The following is a 23,550-nucleotide window of genomic DNA, read 5'->3' on the forward strand; positions in this document are numbered from 1 at the left end:
TGCCTTTCTCTATTTTCGAGCCGCCCCTACGCGCATTGGGCTTGAGGCTGCAAGAGCAGAGGCTAAATTGTCACGCATCATGCCCACACCGCCCATCACCGAACTGACCACCCGCGCCCGCGAGATCTTCCGCCTTGTCGTGGAGGGCTATCTCGATACCGGAACCCCGGTCGGCTCCAAGGCGCTGGCCGGGGCCGGGGGCGTCAATCTCTCGCCCGCCTCGATCCGCTCGGTCCTTGCAGACCTTGAATCACTGGGCCTTCTGGCCGCGCCGCACACGAGCGCGGGACGCTTGCCGACCGAAGCCGGCCTGCGGCTGTTCGTCGATGGCATCATGCAGATGGCCGAGCCCAGCATCGAGGAGCGCCAGGCGATCGAGCGCGGGCTTTCGGCGCCTGGGCCCATCGAGGCGGCGCTGGAGGCAACGAGCTCGCTTCTCTCCAACCTGACGTCGAGTGCAGGCTTGGTGATGGTTCCGCGCCGTGAGCCGCGCCTCAGCCACTTGCAACTCGTGCCGCTGGCGCCAGGCCGGGCGCTGGCGGTCGTTGTCGGGGACGATGGCGCGGTCGAGAACCGCGTGGTGGACCTTCCCGACGACCTGACGCAGGGCAGCCTGGAGCAGGCCTCCAACTTCATCAGTGCGCATCTGAAGGGGCGCACCTTCGGGGAGGCGACACGGCTGATGCAGGCCGAGATCACCTCGGGGAAGGCGGAACTGGATGCGGCGAGCCGCGAACTGGTCGAGCGCGGGATCGCGGTGTGGAGCGAGGACGCGCTGGAGCGTCCGGTTCTGATCGTGCGCGGGCAGGCAAACCTCCTCGACGAAAGCACGCTTTCGGACCTGGAGCGTGTCCGCTCGCTCCTCGATGACCTTGAAAACAAGCAGTCGGTTGCCGAACTGCTGGAAAGTGCGCGTGAAGCGCGCTCGACCCGCATCTTCATCGGCTCGGAAAATCGCCTCTTTGCGCTTTCCGGGTCCTCGGTGATCGCCTCGCCCTATCGTGATCGCGACGGCAAGGTGGTCGGCGTGGTGGGGGTTATCGGTCCGACGCGGTTGAATTACGCGCGGGTCGTCCCCATGGTGGACTTCACTGCCCGAAGTCTGGGCAAGCTTATCGGATAGCTGGAACCATAGAAGACATGACTGACGACAAGACTCAGCCGCCGGTTGACCAGGAAGTGGCCAAGGAACTGGACGGCGTGCCCGAAGAGATGCTCGACAACAGCGAAGCGAACGGTGACGGCGTGGAAGACGAACTTGCCAGGTTGCGTGAAGAGCTGGAAACGGTGAAGCAGGAAGCGCTCTACGCGCGTGCCGAGACGCAGAACGTGCGTCGCCGTCTGGAGAAGGACATCGCGGACGCCCGCAACTACTCCGCCACCAGCTTTGCGCGTGAGATCCTCTCGGTCTCCGACAACCTCGCCCGTGCGCTTTCGGCCATTCCCGCCGACCAGCGCGAGGACGAGAAGATGAAGAACATCGTCACCGGTATCGAGGCGACCAACCGCGAGATCGACAAGGTGTTCACCAACCACGGCATCACCCGCATCGCGGCAATGGGCCTCCCGCTCGACCCCAACCAGCACCAGGCGATGATCGAGGTTCCCTCAGCCGACGCCGAGCCGGGTACGGTCGTGCAGGAACTCCAGGCTGGATACATGATCAAGGATCGTCTGCTGCGTCCGGCCATGGTGGCCGTGGCCAAGAAGCCGGACTGATCGAGGGCATCCTCGCAGGCCGCTTCGGCAGCTTGAAATACGCAAAGGCGCAGGCGGGCAGGGGCTCGTCTGCGCCTTTGCTGTTTGAGGGCAGCGGGGGCGCGGGACAAAAAGTCAGGAACTCTTGCGCGCAGGTCTCGTTGAAATTGGAAACAGGCAATTTCAAGGAGATCTCAGTATGCGGGCGTACAGCAAGCTCATTCTGCCGGTAATGGCAGCAGGCGCATTCACGATGGCGGGTTGCGCCAGCAACTACACCGGCGAAGGAGCTGCTGCGGGCGGCGCGGTGGGCGCGGGCATCGGCGCTCTCGCGGGCGGCGATGTCGGCACGGGCGCGGCCATTGGTGCAGCCGCGGGCGCCGCGGCGGGTTCGCAGGTCGACAAGGACCGTGGCTGCTATCGCCGTGACCGCTCGGGTGACCGCTACTGGGACGACGATTGCTGATCGAGCCTGTTCGGGCAGGGGGATGAAAAGGGCGTGGTGACAAGGCGGTCACCGCGCCCTTTTTCGTATCAGGCGGGCTGGAACGGCAGGATCGCCCGGTAGGAGGCAAGAGGCGGAGCCCCGGCCAGCACCACGCCGCGTTGAAGCAGGAACGCGTGCCGCACGATCTCGGCCTGCTGCTCAAGTCCATAGCGCTCGAGCGTCCAGCCCGGTCTCAAGGCATAGTGATAGCGACAGAAGGGATGGCGCCGGGTCGGCAGGAACAGGCGCCCGCGCGTCTGCGCCTGCCAGACATGGGTCATCTCGTGGATGAACAAGCCTTCCAGGGCGAGGTCACCGCAGGCGAAATCATCGCGGTAGATCTCGCAGGCGGGATGGAAGTGGATATGCCCGCAGGGCGCCATGACCGTTGAGCGGGGCTGCAGCGGAAACCACTTCGTACGCTTGATCCGCACCTCGTCATAGGAAATCGCCTCGCCGAAGATACTCCGGGCAAGTGCGATTTCGCCCCGCGTCAGGGCACGCGACCCGCCCACTGGGCAGGCTAGGGACGAGGGTGCGCTCAGTGCTCCATCCCGCCCATGGCGTCATGGTCCATCGCGCCGTGATCCATGGTTGCATCGGCGTGCATGCCTGCGCCCATCTTCTCGATGACCAGCGGCATGGAAAGCTTGTCGCCGCCCTCGAACGTGATGGTCATCTCGGTCGTGCCGCCGCTCTTCAGGCTGTCGTCGAGATCGAAGGCCATGACGTGCAGGCCGCCGGGCGCGAACGCGACGCTTTTGCCCGCATCAACCGCCACGCGCTCAACCGCGCGCATCTGTCCCCCTTCGGTCTTGTGCATCTCGGCGCTGTTGGCGCCCGCGATATGGATCGCGGCGAGCGCGACGGGTTCATCGCTGGCGTTGGTGAAGGTGAAATAGACCGCCGCGGGACGATCCGCGACGACGGGCAGGATCATCCGACCCGCCTCGCCGCTGGTGCCGGGTTTGGCGTCGGGGCCCAGTGCTTCGGCAGGCGCAGAGGCGGAGCCTTGCGCGTCGGGTTCTGCCGACTGCTGGCATCCCGCAAGTGCGAGAAGGCCCAGCGACAGGGCGGAAAAGGCGGCGTTTTTGCGAGTGAACATGCGAAACCGGTCCTTGCGGGAAGCTCTGATGGCGTGGATTGCGCTAATGCCATCGCAATGGTCTTGTTCCAACAAAAACCGCACCTATATCCCGCTTCGACGATTGAACGTCACCGAGCTGCACAAGCCGCCTTGCCTCAAGCCAGGGAGGCGATCCGTGCGGTGTCAACCACTGACGTGAGGAATGGGGATAATGGGTAAAGTAATTGGTATCGACCTTGGCACCACCAACAGCTGCGTTGCGGTCATGGACGGTGGCAAGCCGAAGGTAATTGAAAACTCCGAGGGCGCGCGTACGACGCCGTCCATCGTCGCCTTCACCAAGGACGGCGAACGCCTGATCGGACAGCCGGCCAAGCGCCAGGCGGTCACGAACGGCGACAATACGATTTTCGCGGTGAAGCGCCTTATCGGCCGCCGCTTTGACGATCCGGTGACCAAGAAGGACACCGAGCTCGTCCCGTACACCATCGTCAAGGGCAAGAACGGCGACGCCTGGGTTCAGGCTGGCGGCGAAGACTACAGCCCGTCGCAGGTCTCCGCCTTCACGCTCCAGAAGATGAAGGAAACTGCTGAGAGTTATCTTGGCGAGACCGTGACGCAGGCCGTGATCACCGTGCCCGCCTACTTCAACGACGCGCAGCGCCAGGCGACCAAGGACGCCGGCCAGATCGCAGGTCTTGAAGTGCTGCGCATCATCAACGAGCCGACCGCGGCTGCGCTCGCCTATGGCCTCGACAAGAACGATGGCAAGACCATTGCCGTCTACGACCTTGGCGGCGGCACCTTCGACGTCTCGATCCTCGAGATCGGCGATGGCGTCTTCGAGGTGAAGTCGACCAACGGCGACACGTTCCTGGGCGGTGAAGACTTCGACACCAAGCTCGTCGAATGGCTGGCCGACAAGTTCAAGGCCAAGGAGAACATGGATCTCCGCACCGACAAGCTGGCCCTGCAGCGCCTGAAGGAAGCGGCTGAGAAGGCCAAGATCGAGCTGTCCTCGACGGCTTCGACCGAAGTCAACCTGCCCTTCATCACCGCGCGCATGGAAGGCGGCGCGACGACCCCGCTTCACCTGGTCGAGACGGTCACCCGTTCGGACCTGGAAAAGATGGTCGCCGACCTCATCAAGCGTACGCTCGAGCCCTGCAAGAAGGCGCTCGCCGATGCTGGCGTTTCGGCTTCGGAAATCGATGACGTCGTTCTCGTGGGCGGCATGACCCGCATGCCCAAGGTCCGCGAAGTCGTGAAGGACTTCTTCGGCAAGGACCCGCACACCGGCGTGAACCCGGACGAAGTGGTTGCCATGGGCGCCGCGATCCAGGCTGGCGTGCTTCAGGGCGACGTCAAGGACGTGCTGCTGCTCGACGTGACCCCGCTGTCGCTGGGCATCGAGACGCTGGGCGGCATCATGACCAAGATGATCGACCGCAACACGACGATCCCGACCAAGAAGAGCCAGGTCTACTCGACCGCCGAGGACAACCAGCAAGCGGTGACGATCCGCGTGTTCCAGGGCGAGCGCGAGATGGCGCAGGACAACAAGCTGCTCGGCCAGTTCGACCTCGTCGGCATTCCCCCGGCACGTCGCGGTGTTCCGCAGATCGAGGTGACCTTCGACATCGACGCCAACGGCATCGTGAACGTGTCCGCCAAGGACAAGGGCACGGGCAAGGAACAGCAGATCCGCATCCAGGCCTCGGGTGGTCTCTCGGACGCCGACATCGACCAGATGGTCAAGGACGCGGAAAAGTTCGCGGACGAGGACAAGAAGCGTCGTGAATCGGCCGAAGCCAGGAACAACGGTGAAAGCCTCGTTCACGCCACCGAGCAGCAGCTTGCCGAGAACGGCGACAAGATCGACGCCGGCCTGAAGGAAGAAGTCGAAGCCGCGATTGCCGCAGCCAAGTCCGCTCTGGAAAGCGACGATGCTGCCGAGATCACGGCCAAGACCGAAGCGCTGACTCAGGTTGCCATGAAGATGGGCCAGGCGATCTACGAGAAGGAACAGGCCGCTGGCGGCGCCGAGGGTGGCGAAGCCCCCAAGGCGGACGATGACGTGGTCGATGCCGAATTCTCGGAAGTCGACGAAAACAACAAGGGCTGACAGTCCGGATGAAACTGTGAAGGCGTCATCGGTGTGATCCGCACCGGTGGCGCCTTGCAGCATCGAAGGAGGTGAGACCACAGTGTCAGCAACCGAAATCGACTATTACGAACTTCTCGAAGTCTCGCGCGATGCCGACGACAAGACGATCAAGTCGGCCTACCGCCGGATGGCGATGCGCTTTCACCCGGACAAGAACCCGGGCGATGCCGAGGCCGAGTCCCGCTTCAAGCAGTGCAGCGAAGCTTATGACGTCCTGAAGGACCCGCAGAAGCGCGCAGCCTACGATCGCTTCGGCCACGCTGCGTTCCAGCAGGGCATGGGCGGCGGCGGTGGCCACGGCGGCGGCGGCATGGGCGCCGAATTCGGCGACATCGGCGACATCTTCGAATCCATTTTCGGCAGTGCCTTTGGTGGCGGTGCCGGAGGCGGGCGTCAGCAGGCGCGCCGGGGCGCGGATCTTCCCTTCGACATGGAGATCTCGCTCGAGGACGCGTTCAAGGGCCGCAAGACCGAGATCACCATCGAGGTGTCGCAGCCGTGCGAACCCTGCGAGGGTTCGGGCGCGGAGCCGGGCACCGGCAAGCGTGGCTGTTCGATGTGCAACGGGCACGGCAAGGTCCGTGCGCAGCAGGGCTTCTTCATCGTCGAGCGAACCTGCCCGACGTGCCATGGCCGCGGCGAAGTCATCGAGAAACCGTGCCGGGCCTGTGGCGGCGAAGGCCGCGTCGACAAGCCCCAGACGATCGAGGTGGACGTGCCCCCCGGCGTCGACAACGGCACGCGCATTCGCCTTGCCGGCAAGGGTGAAGCCGGGCCATTCGGGGCGCCTCCGGGTGACCTCTATATCTTCCTGCACGTCAAGCGCCACAAGGTGTTCGAGCGGGAGGGCACGACGCTGCTCACGCGCGTTCCGATCACCTTTACGACGGCGGCGCTGGGCGGTTCGATCGAAATCCCGGGCATCGACGGCGAGATGATCGCGCTCGACATTCCCGCCGGGATCCAGTCGGGCAAGCAGCTGCGCAAGCGCGGCGCGGGCATGCCCGTACTGCAGGGCCGTGGCCGCGGCGATCTCGTCATCGAGATCACTGTCGAGACCCCGACCCGCCTGAGTGCGCGCCAGAAGGAAATCCTGCGCGAACTGCAGGAAACCGAGACGGGCGACGAATGTCCCCAGTCCAAGGGCTTCTTCGACCGCATCAAGGATGCCTGGAGCGACCTCACCGACTGAGGTCGCCCCACAGACTACAGCCGGGCGAGGACCTCGTTGCGGATCTGATCGACAAGGGAGGGATCGGCTTGAAGCCGGTCCCTTTCTTCGTCGAGGATGGCCAGAAACGCCTCGCGCCGGATCGTGTCGATCTCGCTGCGGCCCAGCGCATGGTCTCTGGGAAGCGCCGAAGCGATGAGGTCGATCATGCGCTCTGCACCGTGAAGCCTTCCCCACAGATAGTCGTTCTCGCGATAGGCGCGGCTGAAGAAGGCACCGAATGTGTAGAACTCGGTCCCGCGCAAGGGCGAGGGCGAACCTTCGGGCCGGATCGCGGTGCAGTCCTCGGGCGAGATGCGATCGACCTGCACCGGGTCGAATTCGTTCAGACCTTCGCCGCGCAGCATGGGCAGGGTCGCGGCGTCGTAGAAGGGAAAGCCCAGGTACGCGAGAAGCATGCGCCGCCGCAGCGCGCGCGGCATTCGTGAGAGCGCCTCGGCCAGGATGGCGTCCACCTTTTCATCGATGTCGTGGAGCGACCAGCACCGTCCCAGATCGGCCAGGACCGCCTCGGGATCGGCGAGGATCTGCGCAGCCTTCTGCTCAAAGTCGCTATCCTGCGCAGTGCGGTTGCCCGCCTCCTGGTAGCGATTGAGCGCGCTGTAGATGGCCTCGCGGGCCTGGTCGCGGTCCACCTCGCGCACGCCCTCGTCCTGTGCACTTTCCTGCGTGACGCGCCGCGCCAGAAAACGCAGGCGGCGGGTGCGGTAGGCAAGGTCGAACTTGCGGAAGAACGCGATCAGGCGTGGCGAATTGCCATCGCGCAGGGCTTCGCGCCGGTCGAGCCCGGTTTCGGCAAGATAGCGTGCAAGGTGCTTGGCCACGCGCCGGAGCGTAACGTGCTCGGCACCGGGCGCACTTTCGACGATGCGCTCGGCCATCTTCTCGAGGACGCCGGTCAGCTTGACCTGCGCGTAGCTGTGGTAGGCAAATCCCGATTGCTCCTGCGCGGCCTTGTGCGCCTTGCTGCGCCAGCTTGCGAGGCGTGCCGGGGTGGGGCGGTCGAGGAAGAGGGTGTGCCCGAACAGGCGCTCGACCGTCTCCTCGATCTCGGGGCGCAGGGCCTCGATGATTTCACGCAGCATCGCCGTCTCGCGCGAATCGAGCTGGATCGCCTCCAGGTTGTCGCGGATGGGCTGCTCGCGCGGGATCGAGGACAGCGAACCGAAGATCACGGGGAAGAAGCCGGGCGGCGTGTTCTCGCGCCGTGCCGCTTCGCCGAAGGCATCGGGGGTGGGCTCGATATAGACAACCCGGCGATCCACTTCGCGCGCAGCCGGGCGCGTGCGCAGGACGCTCATGGCATCGCGGAAGGGGGCGTTGACGAGCACCGAGCCATCAATCAGCGCGACATTGGCGAGATCGCCGCGGCGGGTGTGCTCTGGCATGATCCGGGCCAGGAAGGTCTCGCGCTCCTCCCATTCGATCTCGCGCTCACGAGCGAGCTCATCGATTTCGGCAAGCTGAAGAGGGGGGAAGGCGCCCGGGAAGCTGGAGGTGGCCCTTGCCGCGAAAACGAGTTCGGGAATGGGCGCCAGGGGCATGCCGCGATGCACCGGCGTACGGGCGTGAAAGTCGATGGTGAGGCGATGCTCGCTCTCCAGGACGAGCGGGGGCGAATGCAGCTTGAGCGCTTCGAGGTGGCCCTTGAAGTCGGTCGCCGTCACGAACAGGTCGAGCGGGTGGCCGCTCGGCAGGAGCGGAGCGCCGCCCGGCGCGCGCGCCATGGCTTCCAATGCCGAGGCGAGCGTATTGGAGAGCCCTTCGCCCGAGAACGGCGCCTCGAACCAGCGCGAGCGGATCAGGCGCGAGAGCTTCTCGCGCACCTCGGTGCGGGTTTCGGGCGCGACGCTGGAGGCGATGGCGCCGTCTGGGCGCTTCAGGAGGAAGGCGACGAGCGGCTGTGCCCAGAACTTGGTGGCGGCCGAAAGCGGGCGGGCATCGGGGTGGAGCAGGCGGTCGATGTCCGCGCATTCCAGCCACAGGTTGGTCAGCGGTTCGAGCGACTGGCCCGAATGGATTGCCTGGGCAAGGAACACGCTGTTGATGCCACCTGCGCTTGCCCCGGCGATCACGTCGGCCATGACCCGCAATTTGAGGCCGCTGGCATCCTCGATCTGTTCGAGCAACCGGCGGTAGACCGCGCCTGTGCCCAGATCGGCCGGATCGTCCGACCAGAATGAACGGCTTGCCCGCAAGGCATGCCAAAGCTCCTTGGTAACCCCGTGCATGTAGACGGCGAGGCTGACCCCTCCATAGCAAACGAGCGCAATTCGCAGTTCTTTCTGGCGCATGGGCTTAGGGTGGACCTGATAGGTGGGAAAGGCAATTGCGTTCTTGCTCCGTTCCGGTTACGCCCGGAGCCATGGCAAAGCCCAAACGTAGATACGCCTGCCAGGCTTGTGGCGCCGTCGCGACACGTTGGCAGGGACAATGCGCCGACTGCGGCGAATGGAACACCCTGGTCGAGGAGGCGCCGCAGACGGTCTTCTCCTCCAAGCACGACCTGTCCTCGGGTGGGCGGCCGATCGTGTTCACTCCGCTCGACGCGCCGGGCGAACTTCCGGTGCGCCGCGCCAGTGGTCTTGCCGAGTTCGACCGTGCGCTGGGCGGAGGGCTTGTCCCGGGCTCGGCGATCCTGATGGGGGGCGATCCGGGCATCGGCAAGTCGACCTTGCTGCTCCAGGTCTCGGCGCACATTGCAACTTCGGGCGGCAGCGCGGTCTATGTCAGCGGCGAGGAAGCGGCAGGTCAGGTGCGCCTGCGTGCCGAGCGTCTGGGGCTCTCCAAGGCGCCGATCCTCATGGCCTCAGCGACATCCGTACGCGATATCCTGACGACGCTGGGCAACATGGACACGCCCTCGCTGCTCGTCATCGATTCGATCCAGACCATGCATTCCGACCAGATCGAGGGTGCGCCGGGGACGGTCAGCCAGGTGCGTGGCTGCGCGTTCGAGTTGATCCGCTACGCCAAGGAAAACGGGGTGACGCTGATCCTTGTTGGGCACGTCACCAAGGACGGCAACATCGCGGGCCCGCGCGTGCTTGAGCACATGGTCGATGTGGTGATGAGCTTCGAGGGCGAGCGCAGCCACCAGTACCGCATCTTGCGCAGCCTCAAGAACCGCTTTGGGCCGGTCGACGAGATCGGCGTCTTCGCAATGGAAGGTGCAGGGCTTGCCGAGGTCGGCAACCCTTCCATGCTGTTCCTGTCCGGCCGGGAAGAGCCGATGGCGGGCAGCGCGGTCTTCCCTGCGATGGAGGGCACACGGCCGGTCCTGATCGAGATCCAGGCGCTCATCGTGCGGCTCCAGAGCGGGGCGACGCCGCGCCGCGCCGTCGTGGGCTGGGACAACGGCCGCATGGCCATGCTGCTGGCGGTACTGGAAGCGCGCTGCGGGCTCAATTTCTCCAGTGCGGAAGTCTATCTCAACGTTGCAGGCGGCTACCGGCTATCGGATCCGGCCGCCGATCTGGCTGTGGCCGCTGCCCTTGTCTCCGCGCTTGGCGACAAGCCGCTGTCGAGCAACGCGGTGTGGTTCGGCGAGGTCTCGCTCGCCGGAGAGATCCGCCCCGTGGCCCATTCAGCGATCCGACAGCGCGAATCGGCGAAGCTGGGATTTGCCAAGGCCTTCGGCCCGTCCTCGGCGGCCGAGCAGGATTCGGGCGGAGAGGGTGGGAAGGGGCTGACCTTCACCGGACTTGGCATGTTACCCAATCTCGTTGACCGCATCCTGAGCGATGCCTAGGACACTGATCCCATGACTGGTTTCGACATGGCCGCCCTGCTTTTCGTTGCCCTGGGCGCGGCGACGGGCTTCGTGCGCGGCTTTGTCCAGGAAGTCCTGGCCCTCTCGGCGTGGATCTTCGCGATATTCGCGATCCGCATGCTGCACACGCCTCTCACCTATCAGCTTGAAGGCTATCTTGGTGACAGTTCAAGCGTGAGCATCCTGGCCTTCGCCCTGCTGCTTCTGGTGCCCTACATCGTGGTCAAGATGGTGGCGAAGTGGGCCGGCTCGCAGAGCCGCAAGTCGGTGCTGGGCCCCATCGACCGGGTCCTCGGCCTCGGTTTCGGGGCGATGAAGGGCATCATCATCATCGTCCTGGCCTTCTCGGTCCTGATGCTGGGCTATGACACCGTCTGGGGTGTCGCCGGCCGTCCCGATTGGGTGACACAGTCGCGCACCTACCCGTTCATCAACGCCAGCAGCGAAGCGATGGTGCAGATGATCTCGGAGCGCCGCACGGCCATGCTGAACGAAGGGGAGGGTGCCTGATGTCGGCAACAGTCCTCTACACCCCCGATGTGCTCACACTTGCCATGGACCTGGCCGCCTATCCTTTGACAGGCGACCTGCCGCATGTGGCTGAGGCCCGTTCCCCAACCTGCGGAAGCCAGCTCAGGCTTGGTCTCGACAGCGGCCCGGATGACCGCATTGTCCGTGTCGGCATATCCGCGCAGGCCTGCGCCATCGGCCAGGCTGCGGCCGCGATCTTTGCCAAGGGGGCGCAAGGACAGAGCGCGCCCGAGCTGGCCCAGGCCCGCGGCGAGATCCGAAGCTGGCTTTCGGGCGAGGGGCCGATGCCCGGATGGCCCGGCTTTGAGACGCTCGCGGCCGTTCCGGATTACCCGGGGCGACACGGCGCGGTGCTGCTCGCCTGGGATGCGGCGCAAGAGGCCCTTTCCTCTCTCGCCGAGTAACGCTACCCTCCTTCCGGAGAGAGGCCTGAGAACAGGCTCTTGGGGGGAGAGGTCCGGTTCATGGCAGGGACGCATCTGCACGCAGCAGACACACAGCCAAGCGCTTCCGATATTCGGCTGGTGATTGCCGCATCGTCGATGGGGACGGTGTTCGAATGGTATGATTTCTTCATCTACGGCACGCTGGCTGCGATCATCGGGCAGACGTTCTTCCCCTCGGGTAATGAGACGCTGGAGACACTGCTCGTCTGGGCCGGCTTTGCGGTCGGCTTCGGGTTTCGACCGCTGGGCGCGATCCTGTTCGGCTTCCTGGGCGACAGGCTCGGTCGCAAGTACACGTTTCTCGTTACGGTGACCCTGATGGGCATCGCGACGGCCGGGGTCGGGCTCATCCCCTCGGCCGCCTCGATCGGACTTGCCGCGCCCGCCATCGTGCTGTGCCTGCGCGTGTTGCAGGGGCTGGCGCTTGGCGGCGAGTACGGCGGGGCGGCGATCTACGTCTCGGAGCATTCACCCCCGGAGCGCCGTGGCTACTTCACCGGCTACATCCAGGCGAGCGTGGTGGGCGGGTTTGTTCTCAGCCTTGTCGTGGTGCTGGGCTGCAAGGCGCTCATGCCCGAGGCGCTGTGGCTGGAGTGGGGCTGGCGCGTGCCCTTCCTGCTCTCGATCGTGCTGCTGGGTATCTCCTTGTGGATGCGCCTCAAGCTCTCGGAGAGCCCCGTCTTCCAGGCCATGCGCGCCGAAGGCGAGATCGCGGGCAATCCCTTCAAGGAGAGTTTCACCTATCCCGGCAACCGCAAGCGCATCTTCATCGCGCTGTTCGGGATCGCGGCGGGACTGACCGTGATCTGGTATACCGCGATGTTTTCCGCGCTTGGCTTTCTCAAAGGCGCCATGCGGGTCGAGAGCACCATGGCCGAGATCATCATCGGCGCGAGTGCGGCGCTGGGCATGGCCTTCTTCGTCATTTTCGGCGCGCTGTCCGACCGGATCGGGCGCAAGAAGCCGATTGTCTGGGGATATGCGCTGACGCTGGTGCTGCTGTTCCCGGCCTTCTGGATCATGGGCCAGAGTGCCAATCCCGATCTCGTCAGGACCAACATGGCGGTCCCCGTGCAGGTCGAGGGCGCGGGATGCCGCTACAGTCCGTTTGCCGAGGAGCAGGCCACCCCCTGCGCGAGCCTTCTGGGCGATCTCACCGAGCTGGGTGTAACCTATACGGTGGTCCCCGGCGACGCGCTGAAACTTCGCATCGGGGAGCGCGGCATCACCCTCGATGCGCAACCGACGGCTGCGGCACCCGAACGCAAGGCGCGCCTGAAAGGCTGGCTGGAAGACGCGGGCTACAGTTTCGAGACGGTCCGGCCGGGCGCCTGGGACGCCTTTCGGATCGGGGCCATGCTGCTTCTCCTCATGGCGCTTTCCGGGGCGACCTACGGGCCGGTCGCGGCCCTTCTGGCCGAGATGTTTCCGCCCCAGATCCGCTACAGCTCGATGTCCATCCCCTATCATATCGGGACAGGCTATTTCGGAGGTTTCCTGCCGCTCATTTCCAGCTACATGGTCGCCAGCAGCGGGAATCCGTATCAGGGTCTGTGGTATACTTGGATCGTGGTCGCGTTTGCGCTGCTGATTTCCCTTTGGGGCCTGCGTAGCGGGCCTCCGCGCGACTTTGGACACGATGCACCCTGAACGGCCCCAGGCGCCCCTGCGCCTCGATTTCGACGACGACGCCCTGATTGCAAACTGGAAGGCTCTTGACCGGCTCTCCGGCGCTGCGCGGGCGGGCGCAGCGGTAAAGGCGAACGCGTACGGTACCGGCGCGCGCCATGCCGTGCCGCTTCTGCTTGAGGCAGGGTGCCGCGATTTCTTCGTGGCGCACTGGGGCGAGGTGGCCGATGCGGTTCCGGCGGTTGATCCTGGCATGGTGTCGGTCCTTCACGGCCCGTTGACGCAGGCCGACGCCGCCTTCGCAAAAGCGTGCGGTGTGAAGCCCGTGATCAATTCCCTGGCCCAGGCACGGCGCTGGCTGGCTGCGGGTGGCGGTCGCTGCGATCTCATGGTCGACACCGGCATGAACCGTCTCGGCGTTGCCATGGACGAGCTGGGCGACCCGGCACTGGCGCAGCTCGATGTCGATGTCCTCCTCTCCCACCTTGTCGCCTCGGAAGAGGATACCCCGCTCAACGAGGTGCAGCGCTCGCGCTGGATGGAGGCGCGGGGCGCCCTCACGCATCGCCGTGCCAGCCTTGCCAACAGCGCCGGGATTGGCCTTGGCGAGGCCTATCATGGCGACCTGACCCGGCCGGGCCTGGGGCTGTACGGAGGGCTACCGCGCGCCGAAATGGCACCGCACTTGCGGCAGGTCGTGCGCCCGCAGGTGGCCGTGCTGCAGGTGCGGGACCTCGAAGCCGGGCAGAGCGTGGGCTACAACGCGACCTTTACCGCGCCGCGCGCCATGCGGGTGGGTGCGCTGGCTCTGGGCTACGCCGATGGCTTCCTGCGCTGCTGGTCGGGCAAGGGCATGTTTCGCGACGGTGAGGGCGCGGCTTTGCCGGTCCTCGGGCGGGTCAGCATGGACCTGACGGTCGTCGATCTGGGCGCAGCACCCCATGTTCGGGAAGGCGACTGGCTGACGCTGGACTATTCGCTACCTGAGGCGTCCGAAGTCTCCGGCCTGACCCAGTATGAATTGCTGACCTCACTAGGCCGTCGTTTCGGGCGTTGAAAGCGGTTAATTCCGTCTATTGCTGCGCAGCAAATCCTGTTGCAACGCGACATATCCGGGTGGTACGGTTCACTCATAGATAACTGAGGATTGCGCATGGCTGACAAGGCATCCAAGGACGACGGCACGGTCATCATCAAGAAGTACGCGAACCGGCGTCTCTACAACACCCGCTCATCAAGCTACATCACGCTTGACCATCTTGCGAAGATGACGCGCGAAGGTGTGGACTACAAGGTGCTCGACGCCAAGTCGGGGACCGACATCACCCACACCATCCTGACCCAGATCATCATGGAAGAGGAATCGAACGGCGAGCAGATGCTGCCCGTCAACTTCCTGCGTGAGCTGATCGGGATGTACGGCAACTCGATGCAGTCACTGATCCCGCACTACCTGGAAGCCTCGATGGAGAATTTCCGGGCCAACCAGTCCAAGCTCGCCAAGACCTTCGAGGACAGCCTCGGCAACAACCCGCTGGCCAAGCTCGCCGAGCAGAACATGGCCATGTTCCGGGCCGCATCGGCCGCCTTCATGCCCGGTGCCGAAAAGCCCGAAACGCCCGCTCCCAAGTCGGAAGATGGGGACAAGGACCTCGCGGCGCTGCGTGATCAGATGGCCGAAATGCAGAAGAGGCTTGACGCGCTCGGCAAATAAGTATCTGCGCATGGGCATGGTGCCGGTGATTCCGGCACACTGATTTTTCACGCAAGGGCGGCCATTCGGCCGCCTTTAATGCAGATACAGAAAGATTGCCCGTGTCCGCTATCCGCCATGCCCTGAACACCAAGCGTGAAAACGACTTCGCGCAGTGGTACCAGGAAGTGATCGCCGAGGCCGAAATGGCCGAAGAATCCGGTGTCCGTGGTTGCATGGTGATCAAACCCTGGGGCTACGGCATCTGGGAGCGCATGCAGCGCCTGATGGACGACCGCATCAAGGATGCCGGCGTCGACAATTGCTATTTCCCGCTGTTCATCCCGCTGTCCTACTTCTCCAAGGAAGCCGAACACGTGGATGGCTTCGCCAAGGAAATGGCCGTGGTGACCCACCACCGTCTGGTCTCGGACGGGAAGGGCGGCCTGGTCCCCGATCCCGAGGCCAAGCTCGAAGAGCCGCTGATCGTGCGTCCGACCTCGGAAACCGTGATCGGCCAGGCCATGGGCCGCTGGATCCAGTCCTGGCGCGACCTGCCGCTGATGACCAACCAGTGGGCCAACGTCGTGCGCTGGGAAATGCGCACCCGCATGTTCCTGCGCACCAGCGAGTTCCTCTGGCAGGAAGGGCACACCGCCCACGCCGACCGTGTGGACGCAATGGAAGAGACGCTGCGCGCGCTCGAAATGTACCGCGAGTTCGCCGAAGACGTCCTGGCCATGCCGGTCATCGCCGGGGAAAAGCCCGAGAACGAGCGCTTCCCGGGCGCCGATGCGACCTACTCGATCGAGGCCATGATGCAGGACGGCAAGGCGCTCCAGGCGGGCACCTCGCATTACCTGGGCACCGGCTTCGCCAAGGCGGCGGGCATCAGCTACCAGGATCGCGAAGGCCAGCAGCAGCTGTGCCACACGACGTCGTGGGGCACCTCGACCCGCATGGTCGGCGGGCTCATCATGACCCATGGTGACGACGATGGCCTGCGCGTGCCGCCCGCCGTGGCGCCGCACCAGATCGTCATTCTCCCGATGCTGCGCGACAAGCCCGAAGACGCCGCGCTGCTGGCCTACTGCGAAGACCTGCGCAAGGCACTTGGCGCACGCCAGGCCCTGGGCGAGAAGATCCGCGTCATGCTGGACAAGCGTCCGGGCAAGGCCGCGCTCAAGCGCTGGGGCTGGGTCAAGAAGGGCGTTCCGCTGATCCTGGAGATCGGCGGACGCGATGCCGAGAACGGACAGATTACCGTCGTTCGCCGCGACCAGCTCTGGAACGAGGCGGGCAAGGTCAACTTCAAGGCCATGGCTCGCGAGGCTTTCCTTGGTGTCGCTGCCGGCGAACTGGAAGACCTTCAGGCTTCGCTCTTCGCCGAAGCCAAGGCCAAGCGCGACGCCAACATCTCGCGCGTTTCGACCTTCGAGGAACTCGAGGCCTTCTTCGCTCCCAGCAAGAAGTACCCGGGCTGGGCCGAAGTGCAGTGGTCGCGCCCGACCGATGTGCAGCTGGAAGAGGTCGTGCAGCGCCTGAAGGCGCTCAAGCTCACCATGCGCAACACACCCATGGACGCCGAGCCCGTCAGCGGTGCGTGCATCTTCACCGGCGAACCTGCGGCCGAACGTATCTACGTCGCGCGCTCTTACTAGAGCCTGCGCAAACAGGGACCGAGCCATGAACGTGATAGAGCCGATCCGGCATTGCCTCTCGAACCTCGTCACGTTCACAGGGCGCGATTCGCGTACGACCTTCTGGATCTACACCGCGTTTCTCGTGGTGCTCTATTTCGCCGTATCGTGGATCTATGGTCTGATTGTGGGCGGTGCGATGGTGCTGGACGGCATCAACGCCATCTCATCGAATCCGGATAGCGTGAATGAAGCCGCCATGGCCGATGCGATTAGAACACGCATGGCATCCACTCTGGTCGGCACGATCTGGGTCAACGCGATTGCATCCCTTGTCGCAACCGGATTGCTGGTCGCCGCGTTCGTGCGCCGCCTCCACGATTCCGGCAAGCCGGGCTGGATTGCGGGCCTTGCCGTTGCTTTGAAGCTCGTCGGCATCGGCGGCGGCATCGCCAGCATCCCCCTTGTTACAGCGGCGTTCGAGAAGCTCGACTTCGCGCATCCCGAAACCATGCAGGCAGACCTTCAGGGCCTCAACAGTTCGCCGGCCGTGCTCCTGGGCATGGTCCCCCTGCTGCTTGTCGTGGTCTTTGGCATCATGGGCTCGAGCGATGGCGATAACCGCTACGGCCCGGAACCCGACGACTACTGACCAGAGCGAGAGCTGCGGCCAAGGCTTGCTTTCTGCGTTGGCGCGGGGAACATTGCGCGCCATGAACGCTCGCATTTTCCACACCGCAGTCGCGCTTGGCGCCGTCCTTTCCCCTATGACCGCCCATGCGGATCCGGCCTCGGAGGCGCGTCTGCGCGCCGACGTGGAGACCCTTGTTTCCTTCGGAACCCGCCACACGCTGTCCTCGGCGAGCGATCCGGTGCGGGGGATCGGTGCGGCCCGGGCCTGGGCCGCGCGTGAGTTCGCGAAGATCGGTACGGCGTGCGGGAACTGCCTCGATATCGTTCAGCCGGAACAGACGGTCACCGGCCGCCGCGTCCCCGAACCGACCCGCATTGTCGATGTGGTCGCGATCCAGCGCGGGACCGAACGACCGAATGAAGTCATCATCGTGCAGGGGCACATCGACAGCCGGGTAAGCGACGTCATGGACGCAACCAGCGATGCTCCCGGCGCGAATGACGATGCCTCGGGCGTGGCGCTTGTCCTCGAGGCCGCGCGCGCGCTCTCCCCGCAGAAGTTTCCGACAACGATCGTCTACGCCGCGCTCTCCGGGGAAGAGCAGGGGCTTCTGGGTGGAAAGGTACTGGCGGACTACGCCAGGGCGCAGGGCTGGACCGTGAAGGCGGTCCTCAACAACGATATCGTGGGCGGCTCGTGCGGCTCGGACGGCTATTGCGACGATGCCCATGTGCGCCTTTTCTCCGAAGGTCCCCGCGCCGATGCAACCGACGAGACGCGCAGTGCCGCGCGGCGTTTTGGCGGTGAGAATGACAGTCCGGGCCGCAACCTCTCACGCTTCATCACGAACCTTGTTCCGGGGATCGATCCCGCCTTCGACGTGCGCGAGATCTGGCGCGCGGACCGCATGGGGCGTGGCGGCGACCAGACCCCGTTCCTCGAACTGGGCTATCCGGCCGTGCGCTTTACGGTCGCGGTCGAGAACTACGATCACCAGCACCAGGACCTGCGCACCGAGGGCAGTACGTTTTACGGGGACACGGTCGAGTACATGGATTTTCCCTATCTCGCCAAGGTCACCGACTTGAACATTGCGGCGCTCGGTGCCCTGGCGAAGTCGCCGATGCCGCCCGCACCCCGTGCCGATGCAGCCGTAAAGACCTGGACCGACGTGACCTGGGAGCCGGTCGCGGGCGCTGCGACCTATTCGGTGTGGAAGCGCGCGACCAACGCGGCGGACTGGGAGGCGGAGCCCATCGTCACGGGGACCTCCGAGACCAGCGTGAAACTGGAGGGCCTTCGCGGGGACGACTGGATCCTGGGCGTCAGCGCCAGTTCGCCAAGCGGCGCCCAAAGCCCGATTGCGGCTGCGGTGCCGGGCGGGGCCTTTTACCCACTCCAGCAGGACTGACGCAGCCTCAACGCGTCGCTGCCCATTGCATTCAGGCCCTGTGTGTCCCATGGCAAGGCTATGGCATTCAAGAAACGGCCCGAACCGGGGCTGCCGACGCGCAAGCAGATCCTCGACTTCATCCAGAACGCGGACGGCCCCGCCGGCAAGCGTGAGATCGCGCGCGCCTTCGCGCTGAAGGGGCAGGAGAAGATCCAGCTCAAGGCGCTGCTCAAGGATATGGCCGAGGAAGGCCTGATCGACGGCAAGCGCACCGCGTACCACCGCATGGGCGGGTTACCCAAGGTAACCGTGCTGCGCGTGATCGACATCGACGAGGGCGAGGCGATTGCCGTGCCCGATACCTGGCACCCCGAGGACGCGAGCCCTCCGCCGCGCATCCGCCTTGTCGAAGCCAAGGGCAAGCGCAACCCGATGGGCGCGCTCAAGAAAGGTGACCGCGTACTTTCCCGGACCGAGGAAACCGGATCGGGCTGGCGCGGCTATCCGATGAAGAAACTTGCCCTGCGCTCTGAACAGATGCTGGGCGTGGTGGAGATCGACAAGTCGGGGCAGGGCTGGTTGCAGCCCGTCGACAAGCGCATCCGCCAGTCCTCCAAGATCAGCGATCTGGGCGGCGCCGAAGCGGGCGAGCTCGTGCTGGCCGAGCCCATCGGCAAGTCGGTGCGTGCGGCGGTCAAGGTCACCGAGGTTCTTGGCGAACCGCTTGCGCCCAAGGCCTTCAGCCTGATCGCGATCCACAAGCACGGCATTCCCAATCACTTCGAGGAAGAGACGCTGGGCGAGGCGGAGGCCGCCGCGAAGCTGCCGCTCAACCACGAGGACCGTGAGGACCTGCGCCACCTTCCGATCGTGGCCATCGACCCGTCGGACGCGCGCGACCACGACGACGCGATCTGGGCGCAGCCGCGCGAGGATGGCGGTTTCGACGCGCTCGTCGCGATTGCCGACGTCTCGTTCTACGTGCGCCCGGGCGGCAGTATCGACAGGGAAGCGCGCAAGCGCGGCAATTCGGTCTACTTCCCCGACCGAGTCGTGCCCATGCTGCCCGAAATCCTGAGCGCCGACGTCTGTTCGCTCCGCTCGGGCGAGGATCGGGCTGCGATGGCCTGCCACATGGTCCTCGACGCGCAGGGCAAGGTCATCGACTGGCGCTTTACCCGCGCCATCGTGCGCATCGACGAAGTGATCGCCTACGAGGAAGCGCAGGCCCGCATCGACGAGGATCGTGCTGGCGCAAATCTCCAGGGCCTCTGGGCCTGCTGGAAGGCACTCGCGGCGGCCCGCAAAGCCCGCGACCCGCTCGAACTGGAACTGCCTGAACGGCGTGTCCAGCTCGACACCGAAGGACGCATCACCGAGATCGCCACGCGCGAACGTCTCGATGCGCACCGCGTGGTCGAGGACTTCATGATCGCGGCCAACGTCGCGGCGGCCAAGGCGCTGGAAGCCAAGGTCGCGCCGGTCGTCTACCGTGTTCACGAAGCGCCGAGCCGCGAGAAGCTGGTCGCGCTGAAGGACTACCTCGCCACCTTCGACATGAAGCTGGCGATGGGTCAGGTCATCACGCCGGGGCTGTTCAACCGCATGCTCAAGGACATTTCCGACGAGGCTGAAAAGGCGCTCATCATGGAAGCGGTCCTGCGCAGCCAGACCCAGGCGTACTATGGGCCGCGCAACGCCGGGCACTTCGGTCTTGCGCTGGGCTCCTACGCCCACTTCACCTCGCCGATCCGTCGCTATGCCGACCTTCTGGTCCACCGTGCGCTCGTCGATGCCTACCATCTCGAACAGCCCGCTCCAAAGGGCGACATCCCGGCAACCAGTGGCCTTTCCGAGCGTGACCGCGAGGATCTTGGCCGGGTGACCGATGCCATCAGCAAGGCCGAGCGCCGCGCGATGGAAGCCGAGCGCGAAACTATCGACCGCTATGTTGCGGCCTGGCTCGCCTCGCGCGTGGGTGAGGTCTTTCAGACCCGCATTACCGGCGTCCAGAAGTTCGGCTTCTTCGCGACAATCATTTCGCTCGGCGGCGATGGGCTCGTCCCGGTCTCGACGCTGGGCGACGAGCGCTTTGATTACGATGAAAAGAAGCAGGTTCTGCAAGGCGAACGGAGCGGCACGACGTACGCCATCGGGCAGATCCTGCCGCTGCGCCTCGCCGAAGCGAACCCTCTGACCGGCGCGCTCAAGTTCGAGCTGGAAGAGGGCGGTGGCCGGATCGAACCGCGCGGCAAACCCGCGCCGCTCAAGCACCGTGGCAAGCATCTGGTCGGAAAGCGCGGTCGCCCGGCGAACATCCGCCACCAGGGACGCGGCAAGAAGCGCTGATCCCGCGATCAACTGGCATCGCCCCGACGAAATCGGTCGGCGCGATGCCGGGTGTGACAGCCAGTAACCTAGTTGTCGGCGAGGCGCTCGATGGCGGCATCGTCGAGGTTGCCCGGCACGACGAAGACCGGACAGGCCATGCGCGCAAGGCCCGAACCGGTGAAGTGCGAGACGAGGGGGCCCGGGCCTCCCTCGCGCGCAGCGCCCAGCACCAGCGCGGAGACTTCGGGGTGGGCTTCAAGGTACTTGCGCACGACTTTGATGTCCTCGCCGACCTCGACGGAAATCAGCGGCATCTTCGCACCTTGCGAGAGCAGGTTGCCGGCCGCTGCCGTCACCAGAGTCTCGGCCCGCGCGCGCGCTTCCTCCTCGATCGTGGCCTGCACGCCGGCGAAGGCGTTGAACTCCTGAGGGGGTACGATTGCAAGAAGGTGAAGTGCACCTTCGGTTTTTGCAGCTCTGCGCGCGGCGTAATGCAGCGCCACCAGAGCCTCGTCGCTTTCGTCCACAATGACCAGATATACGCGCATATTCATCCTCTCACCGCGCTTTATCAGGGGTATTGAGCCTGCGCGCAACCCATCCCATATGCGAAAAAAGCACCTGTTGGGAGCTTGTGCGCAAGCTGCAACTTGTTCAATGAAGGGGCAACCTGAAACGCCTCCCCACGGAAATAAGGGACAAAAAAGCTTCCATGCCCATCGAGATCAAGATGCCCGCCCTTTCCCCCACGATGGAAGAGGGCAAGCTGGCCAAATGGCTGGTCAAGGAAGGCGACACCGTCAGCTCGGGCGACATCATGGCCGAGATCGAAACCGACAAGGCCACGATGGAATTCGAGGCGGTCGATGAAGGCGTGATCGGCAAGATCGCCGTGCCCGAGGGCACCGAAGGCGTGAAGGTCGGCACGGTCATCGCGCTGCTGGCCGAGGAGGGTGAGGATGCCTCCGCTCTGGCCGACGCCGACGTCTCCGCAGCTCCTGCTTCGGCCCCTGCCGCCAAGGAAGAAGAGGCTGCGGCCCCGGCTTCCAGCGCGCCCGCTCCCTCGCCGAGCCCGGCTCCCGCCGCCGCGAAGTCCGACGACAGCCGCATCAAGGCCTCGCCGCTCGCGCGCCGCATTGCCGCCGACAAGGGCCTCGACCTTGCAACCATCAAGGGCTCGGGCCCGAATGGTCGGATCGTGAAGGCGGACGTCGAGAACGCCGAGCCCGGCAAGGCCGAAGCGCCTGCCGCCGCCGCCGCTCCGGCGCCCGCAGCTGCACCGGCCGTCTCCAGCGCAGCCTCGATCCTGGACGATCGCGTGCCGCACACCATCGAGACGCTCTCGGGCATGCGCAAGACGATCGCCAAGCGCCTCACCCAGTCCAAGCAGGAAGCGCCGCACATCTACCTGTCGGTGGACGTGAAGCTCGACGCGCTGATGGCGCTGCGCGCGCAGGTGAACGAGACGCTCGCGAGCCGCGGCCTCAAGGTCTCGGTCAACGACATGCTGGTCAAGGCGCTCGGCATGGCGCTGGTCGAAGTTCCCGAGTGCAACGTGTCCTTCGCGGGCACCGAGCTCATCAAGTACGAACGTGCCGACATCTCGGTTGCCGTCTCGATCCCCAATGGCCTGATCACCCCGATCGTGCCGGACGCCAACAACAAGTCGTTCTCGCAGATCGCGAAGATGACCAAGGACCTTGGCACCCGCGCCAAGGAAGGCAAGCTCAAGCCCGAGGAATACCAGGGCGGTACGGCGTCGATCTCGAACATGGGCATGATGGGCATCAAGTCCTTCTCGGCGGTGGTGAACCCGCCGCAGGGCATGATCATGGCGATTGGCGCCGGTCAGAAGCAGCCCTGGGTCATGGAAGACGGTTCGCTCGGTGTTGCCACCGTGATGAGCGCGACCGGCAGCTTCGACCACCGCGCCATCGACGGTGCCGACGGCGCGCGCCTGATGGCCGCGTTCAAGGACTTCGTCGAGAACCCGCTCGGGATGATCGCCTGAGATGGACACGGGATCAGGGCATGGCGAGGTGGGTGACCTGGTCATCCGCGTCACCGCCATGCCCACCGATCTCAATCCCTACGGCGGGGTCTTCGGGGGCTGGCTGATGTGCCAGCTGGCCCTTGGCGCGAGTTCCCTCGTCACCCGGCGCACCGGCCTCAAGGCCGTTGTCGTGGGCGCCACCGATTTCGCCTTTCCGGGCGCAATGCAGGTGGGCGACGAGCTCAACGTCTACGCCGATGTCCTGCGCGTGGGCCGCACCTCGATGACGGTGCGCACGCGCGGTTTCGGCCGAGCCCGGGCCAGTGACGAGGAAGTGGAAGTGGCCAACGGCACCTTTACCTTCGTCGGCCTCGACGCGAACGACCGTCCCAAGCCCCTGGCCGACGGGCGCAAGGAAGCATGACATGCAGGATATGATCGCAGACAAGCGCGAGGCGGTGATCCGCGTCTCCGCGCGTCCAGCCGACACCAACGCTTATGGCGACATCTTCGGTGGCTGGCTGGTGAGCCAGATGGACATGGCCGCCGGGCTCATCGCCGCGCGATTTTCGCGCGGGCGTGCCGTGACCATCGCCATGGATTCGATGCAGTTTCACAAGCCGGTGAGCATCGGGGACGAAGTCTCCGTCTACGGCGACATCCAGAAGGTGGGCCGCACCTCGATGACCATCGCCATCGAGGCCTGGCGCCGCCATCGCTATGAAGAAGAGCGCGTGAAGGTGACCCAGGCGGTCTTCACCTTCGTCGCGATCGACGAGGCGGGCAGGCCCCGCGAGATCGAACAGGAGAAATAAGAC

Annotated in this window: 22 protein-coding genes; 18 read left to right on the plus strand and 4 right to left on the minus strand. The window is 65.1% G+C overall.

Features of this window, described 5'->3' with window-relative positions; all coding sequences use genetic code 11:
• Positions 1 to 79: 79 nt before the first annotated feature.
• From hrcA to HT578_RS01545, 3 genes are all read left to right on the plus strand, one after another.
• The gene (gene hrcA, locus HT578_RS01535) at positions 80 to 1,123 is read left to right on the plus strand and encodes a heat-inducible transcriptional repressor HrcA (protein WP_213501742.1); all 1,044 of its coding nucleotides are present in this window, start codon (positions 80 to 82) and stop codon (positions 1,121 to 1,123) included.
• 17 nt (positions 1,124 to 1,140) lie between these two features.
• The gene (gene grpE / locus HT578_RS01540; RefSeq protein ID WP_213501744.1) at positions 1,141 to 1,719 is read left to right on the plus strand and encodes a nucleotide exchange factor GrpE; all 579 of its coding nucleotides are present in this window, start codon (positions 1,141 to 1,143) and stop codon (positions 1,717 to 1,719) included.
• A gap of 178 nt (positions 1,720 to 1,897) precedes the next feature.
• Positions 1,898 to 2,164, plus strand: a complete 267-nt coding sequence (locus HT578_RS01545) for a YMGG-like glycine zipper-containing protein (RefSeq protein ID WP_213501746.1) — start codon at positions 1,898 to 1,900, stop codon at positions 2,162 to 2,164.
• A gap of 68 nt (positions 2,165 to 2,232) precedes the next feature.
• Here the strand turns inward: HT578_RS01545 and HT578_RS01550 are convergent, their stop codons facing one another.
• Both HT578_RS01550 and HT578_RS01555 read right to left on the minus strand, forming a co-directional pair.
• Complete coding sequence (locus tag HT578_RS01550; protein ID WP_239026431.1) at positions 2,233 to 2,700, minus strand: vgr related protein; 468 nt, start codon at positions 2,698 to 2,700, stop codon at positions 2,233 to 2,235.
• A 26-nt stretch (positions 2,701 to 2,726) separates the two neighbouring features.
• Positions 2,727 to 3,290 carry a copper chaperone PCu(A)C gene (locus HT578_RS01555; RefSeq protein WP_239026432.1) on the minus strand — a complete coding sequence of 188 codons (564 nt, stop codon included), beginning with the start codon at positions 3,288 to 3,290 and terminating at the stop codon, positions 2,727 to 2,729.
• Between the two features lie 193 nt (positions 3,291 to 3,483).
• Between HT578_RS01555 and dnaK the strand changes: the two genes are divergently transcribed.
• Entirely contained in the window at positions 3,484 to 5,397 is a 1,914-nt protein-coding gene (gene dnaK, locus HT578_RS01560; protein ID WP_213501748.1) for a molecular chaperone DnaK, read from the plus strand.
• Between the two features lie 82 nt (positions 5,398 to 5,479).
• Positions 5,480 to 6,631 (plus strand): molecular chaperone DnaJ, encoded by a 1,152-nt coding sequence (gene dnaJ, locus HT578_RS01565; RefSeq protein WP_213501750.1) that lies wholly within the window; start codon positions 5,480 to 5,482, stop codon positions 6,629 to 6,631.
• A gap of 14 nt (positions 6,632 to 6,645) precedes the next feature.
• On the opposite strand, the gene HT578_RS01570 is transcribed toward dnaJ, so the two are convergent.
• Complete coding sequence (locus tag HT578_RS01570) at positions 6,646 to 8,964, minus strand: patatin-like protein (RefSeq protein ID WP_213501752.1); 2,319 nt, start codon at positions 8,962 to 8,964, stop codon at positions 6,646 to 6,648.
• Positions 8,965 to 9,035: 71 nt separating this feature from the next.
• Between HT578_RS01570 and radA the strand changes: the two genes are divergently transcribed.
• The 10 genes from radA to rnr all read left to right on the plus strand — a co-directional run bounded on the left by radA (position 9,036) and on the right by rnr (position 20,757).
• The gene (radA, locus tag HT578_RS01575) at positions 9,036 to 10,421 is read left to right on the plus strand and encodes a DNA repair protein RadA (RefSeq protein ID WP_039393734.1); all 1,386 of its coding nucleotides are present in this window, start codon (positions 9,036 to 9,038) and stop codon (positions 10,419 to 10,421) included.
• Between the two features lie 12 nt (positions 10,422 to 10,433).
• Positions 10,434 to 10,952, plus strand: coding sequence for a CvpA family protein (locus tag HT578_RS01580; protein ID WP_039393732.1), 519 nt, complete (start codon positions 10,434 to 10,436; stop codon positions 10,950 to 10,952).
• Entirely contained in the window at positions 10,952 to 11,377 is a 426-nt protein-coding gene (locus HT578_RS01585; protein ID WP_213501754.1) for an iron-sulfur cluster assembly scaffold protein, read from the plus strand. The genes HT578_RS01580 and HT578_RS01585 overlap by 1 nt, the downstream gene beginning before the upstream one ends.
• A gap of 60 nt (positions 11,378 to 11,437) precedes the next feature.
• The gene (locus HT578_RS01590; RefSeq protein ID WP_213501756.1) at positions 11,438 to 13,069 is read left to right on the plus strand and encodes an MFS transporter; all 1,632 of its coding nucleotides are present in this window, start codon (positions 11,438 to 11,440) and stop codon (positions 13,067 to 13,069) included.
• Positions 13,059 to 14,105 carry an alanine racemase gene (locus HT578_RS01595; RefSeq protein ID WP_213501758.1) on the plus strand — a complete coding sequence of 349 codons (1,047 nt, stop codon included), beginning with the start codon at positions 13,059 to 13,061 and terminating at the stop codon, positions 14,103 to 14,105. Before HT578_RS01590 ends, HT578_RS01595 begins: the two co-directional genes overlap by 11 nt.
• A gap of 96 nt (positions 14,106 to 14,201) precedes the next feature.
• Positions 14,202 to 14,762, plus strand: coding sequence for a polyhydroxyalkanoate synthesis repressor PhaR (phaR, locus tag HT578_RS01600; protein WP_039393723.1), 561 nt, complete (start codon positions 14,202 to 14,204; stop codon positions 14,760 to 14,762).
• A 101-nt stretch (positions 14,763 to 14,863) separates the two neighbouring features.
• Positions 14,864 to 16,402 (plus strand): proline--tRNA ligase, encoded by a 1,539-nt coding sequence (gene proS / locus HT578_RS01605; RefSeq protein ID WP_213501760.1) that lies wholly within the window; start codon positions 14,864 to 14,866, stop codon positions 16,400 to 16,402.
• Between the two features lie 25 nt (positions 16,403 to 16,427).
• The gene (locus tag HT578_RS01610) at positions 16,428 to 17,033 is read left to right on the plus strand and encodes a DUF805 domain-containing protein (protein ID WP_213501762.1); all 606 of its coding nucleotides are present in this window, start codon (positions 16,428 to 16,430) and stop codon (positions 17,031 to 17,033) included.
• A 61-nt stretch (positions 17,034 to 17,094) separates the two neighbouring features.
• Entirely contained in the window at positions 17,095 to 18,426 is a 1,332-nt protein-coding gene (locus tag HT578_RS01615) for a M20/M25/M40 family metallo-hydrolase (protein ID WP_213501766.1), read from the plus strand.
• A 60-nt stretch (positions 18,427 to 18,486) separates the two neighbouring features.
• A complete protein-coding gene (rnr, locus tag HT578_RS01620) occupies positions 18,487 to 20,757 on the plus strand; it encodes a ribonuclease R (RefSeq protein ID WP_213501769.1) in 2,271 nt (756 codons plus the stop codon).
• A 68-nt stretch (positions 20,758 to 20,825) separates the two neighbouring features.
• On the opposite strand, the gene HT578_RS01625 is transcribed toward rnr, so the two are convergent.
• Entirely contained in the window at positions 20,826 to 21,287 is a 462-nt protein-coding gene (locus HT578_RS01625) for a universal stress protein (RefSeq protein ID WP_039395529.1), read from the minus strand.
• Positions 21,288 to 21,451: 164 nt separating this feature from the next.
• Between HT578_RS01625 and HT578_RS01630 the strand changes: the two genes are divergently transcribed.
• From HT578_RS01630 to HT578_RS01640, 3 genes are read left to right on the plus strand one after another with little or no spacing between them, the layout of a single operon-like run.
• Entirely contained in the window at positions 21,452 to 22,750 is a 1,299-nt protein-coding gene (locus tag HT578_RS01630; RefSeq protein WP_039393718.1) for a pyruvate dehydrogenase complex dihydrolipoamide acetyltransferase, read from the plus strand.
• Position 22,751: 1 nt separating this feature from the next.
• Positions 22,752 to 23,156: an acyl-CoA thioesterase gene (locus HT578_RS01635; RefSeq protein WP_084592244.1), complete on the plus strand. Its 405-nt coding sequence runs from the start codon at positions 22,752 to 22,754 to the stop codon at positions 23,154 to 23,156.
• Position 23,157: 1 nt separating this feature from the next.
• Positions 23,158 to 23,547, plus strand: coding sequence for an acyl-CoA thioesterase (locus HT578_RS01640; RefSeq protein ID WP_371710868.1), 390 nt, complete (start codon positions 23,158 to 23,160; stop codon positions 23,545 to 23,547).
• Positions 23,548 to 23,550 lie beyond the last annotated feature (3 nt).

Origin of the sequence: Novosphingobium decolorationis (genome assembly GCF_018417475.1) — a bacterium.
GTDB lineage: Bacteria > Pseudomonadota > Alphaproteobacteria > Sphingomonadales > Sphingomonadaceae > Novosphingobium > Novosphingobium decolorationis.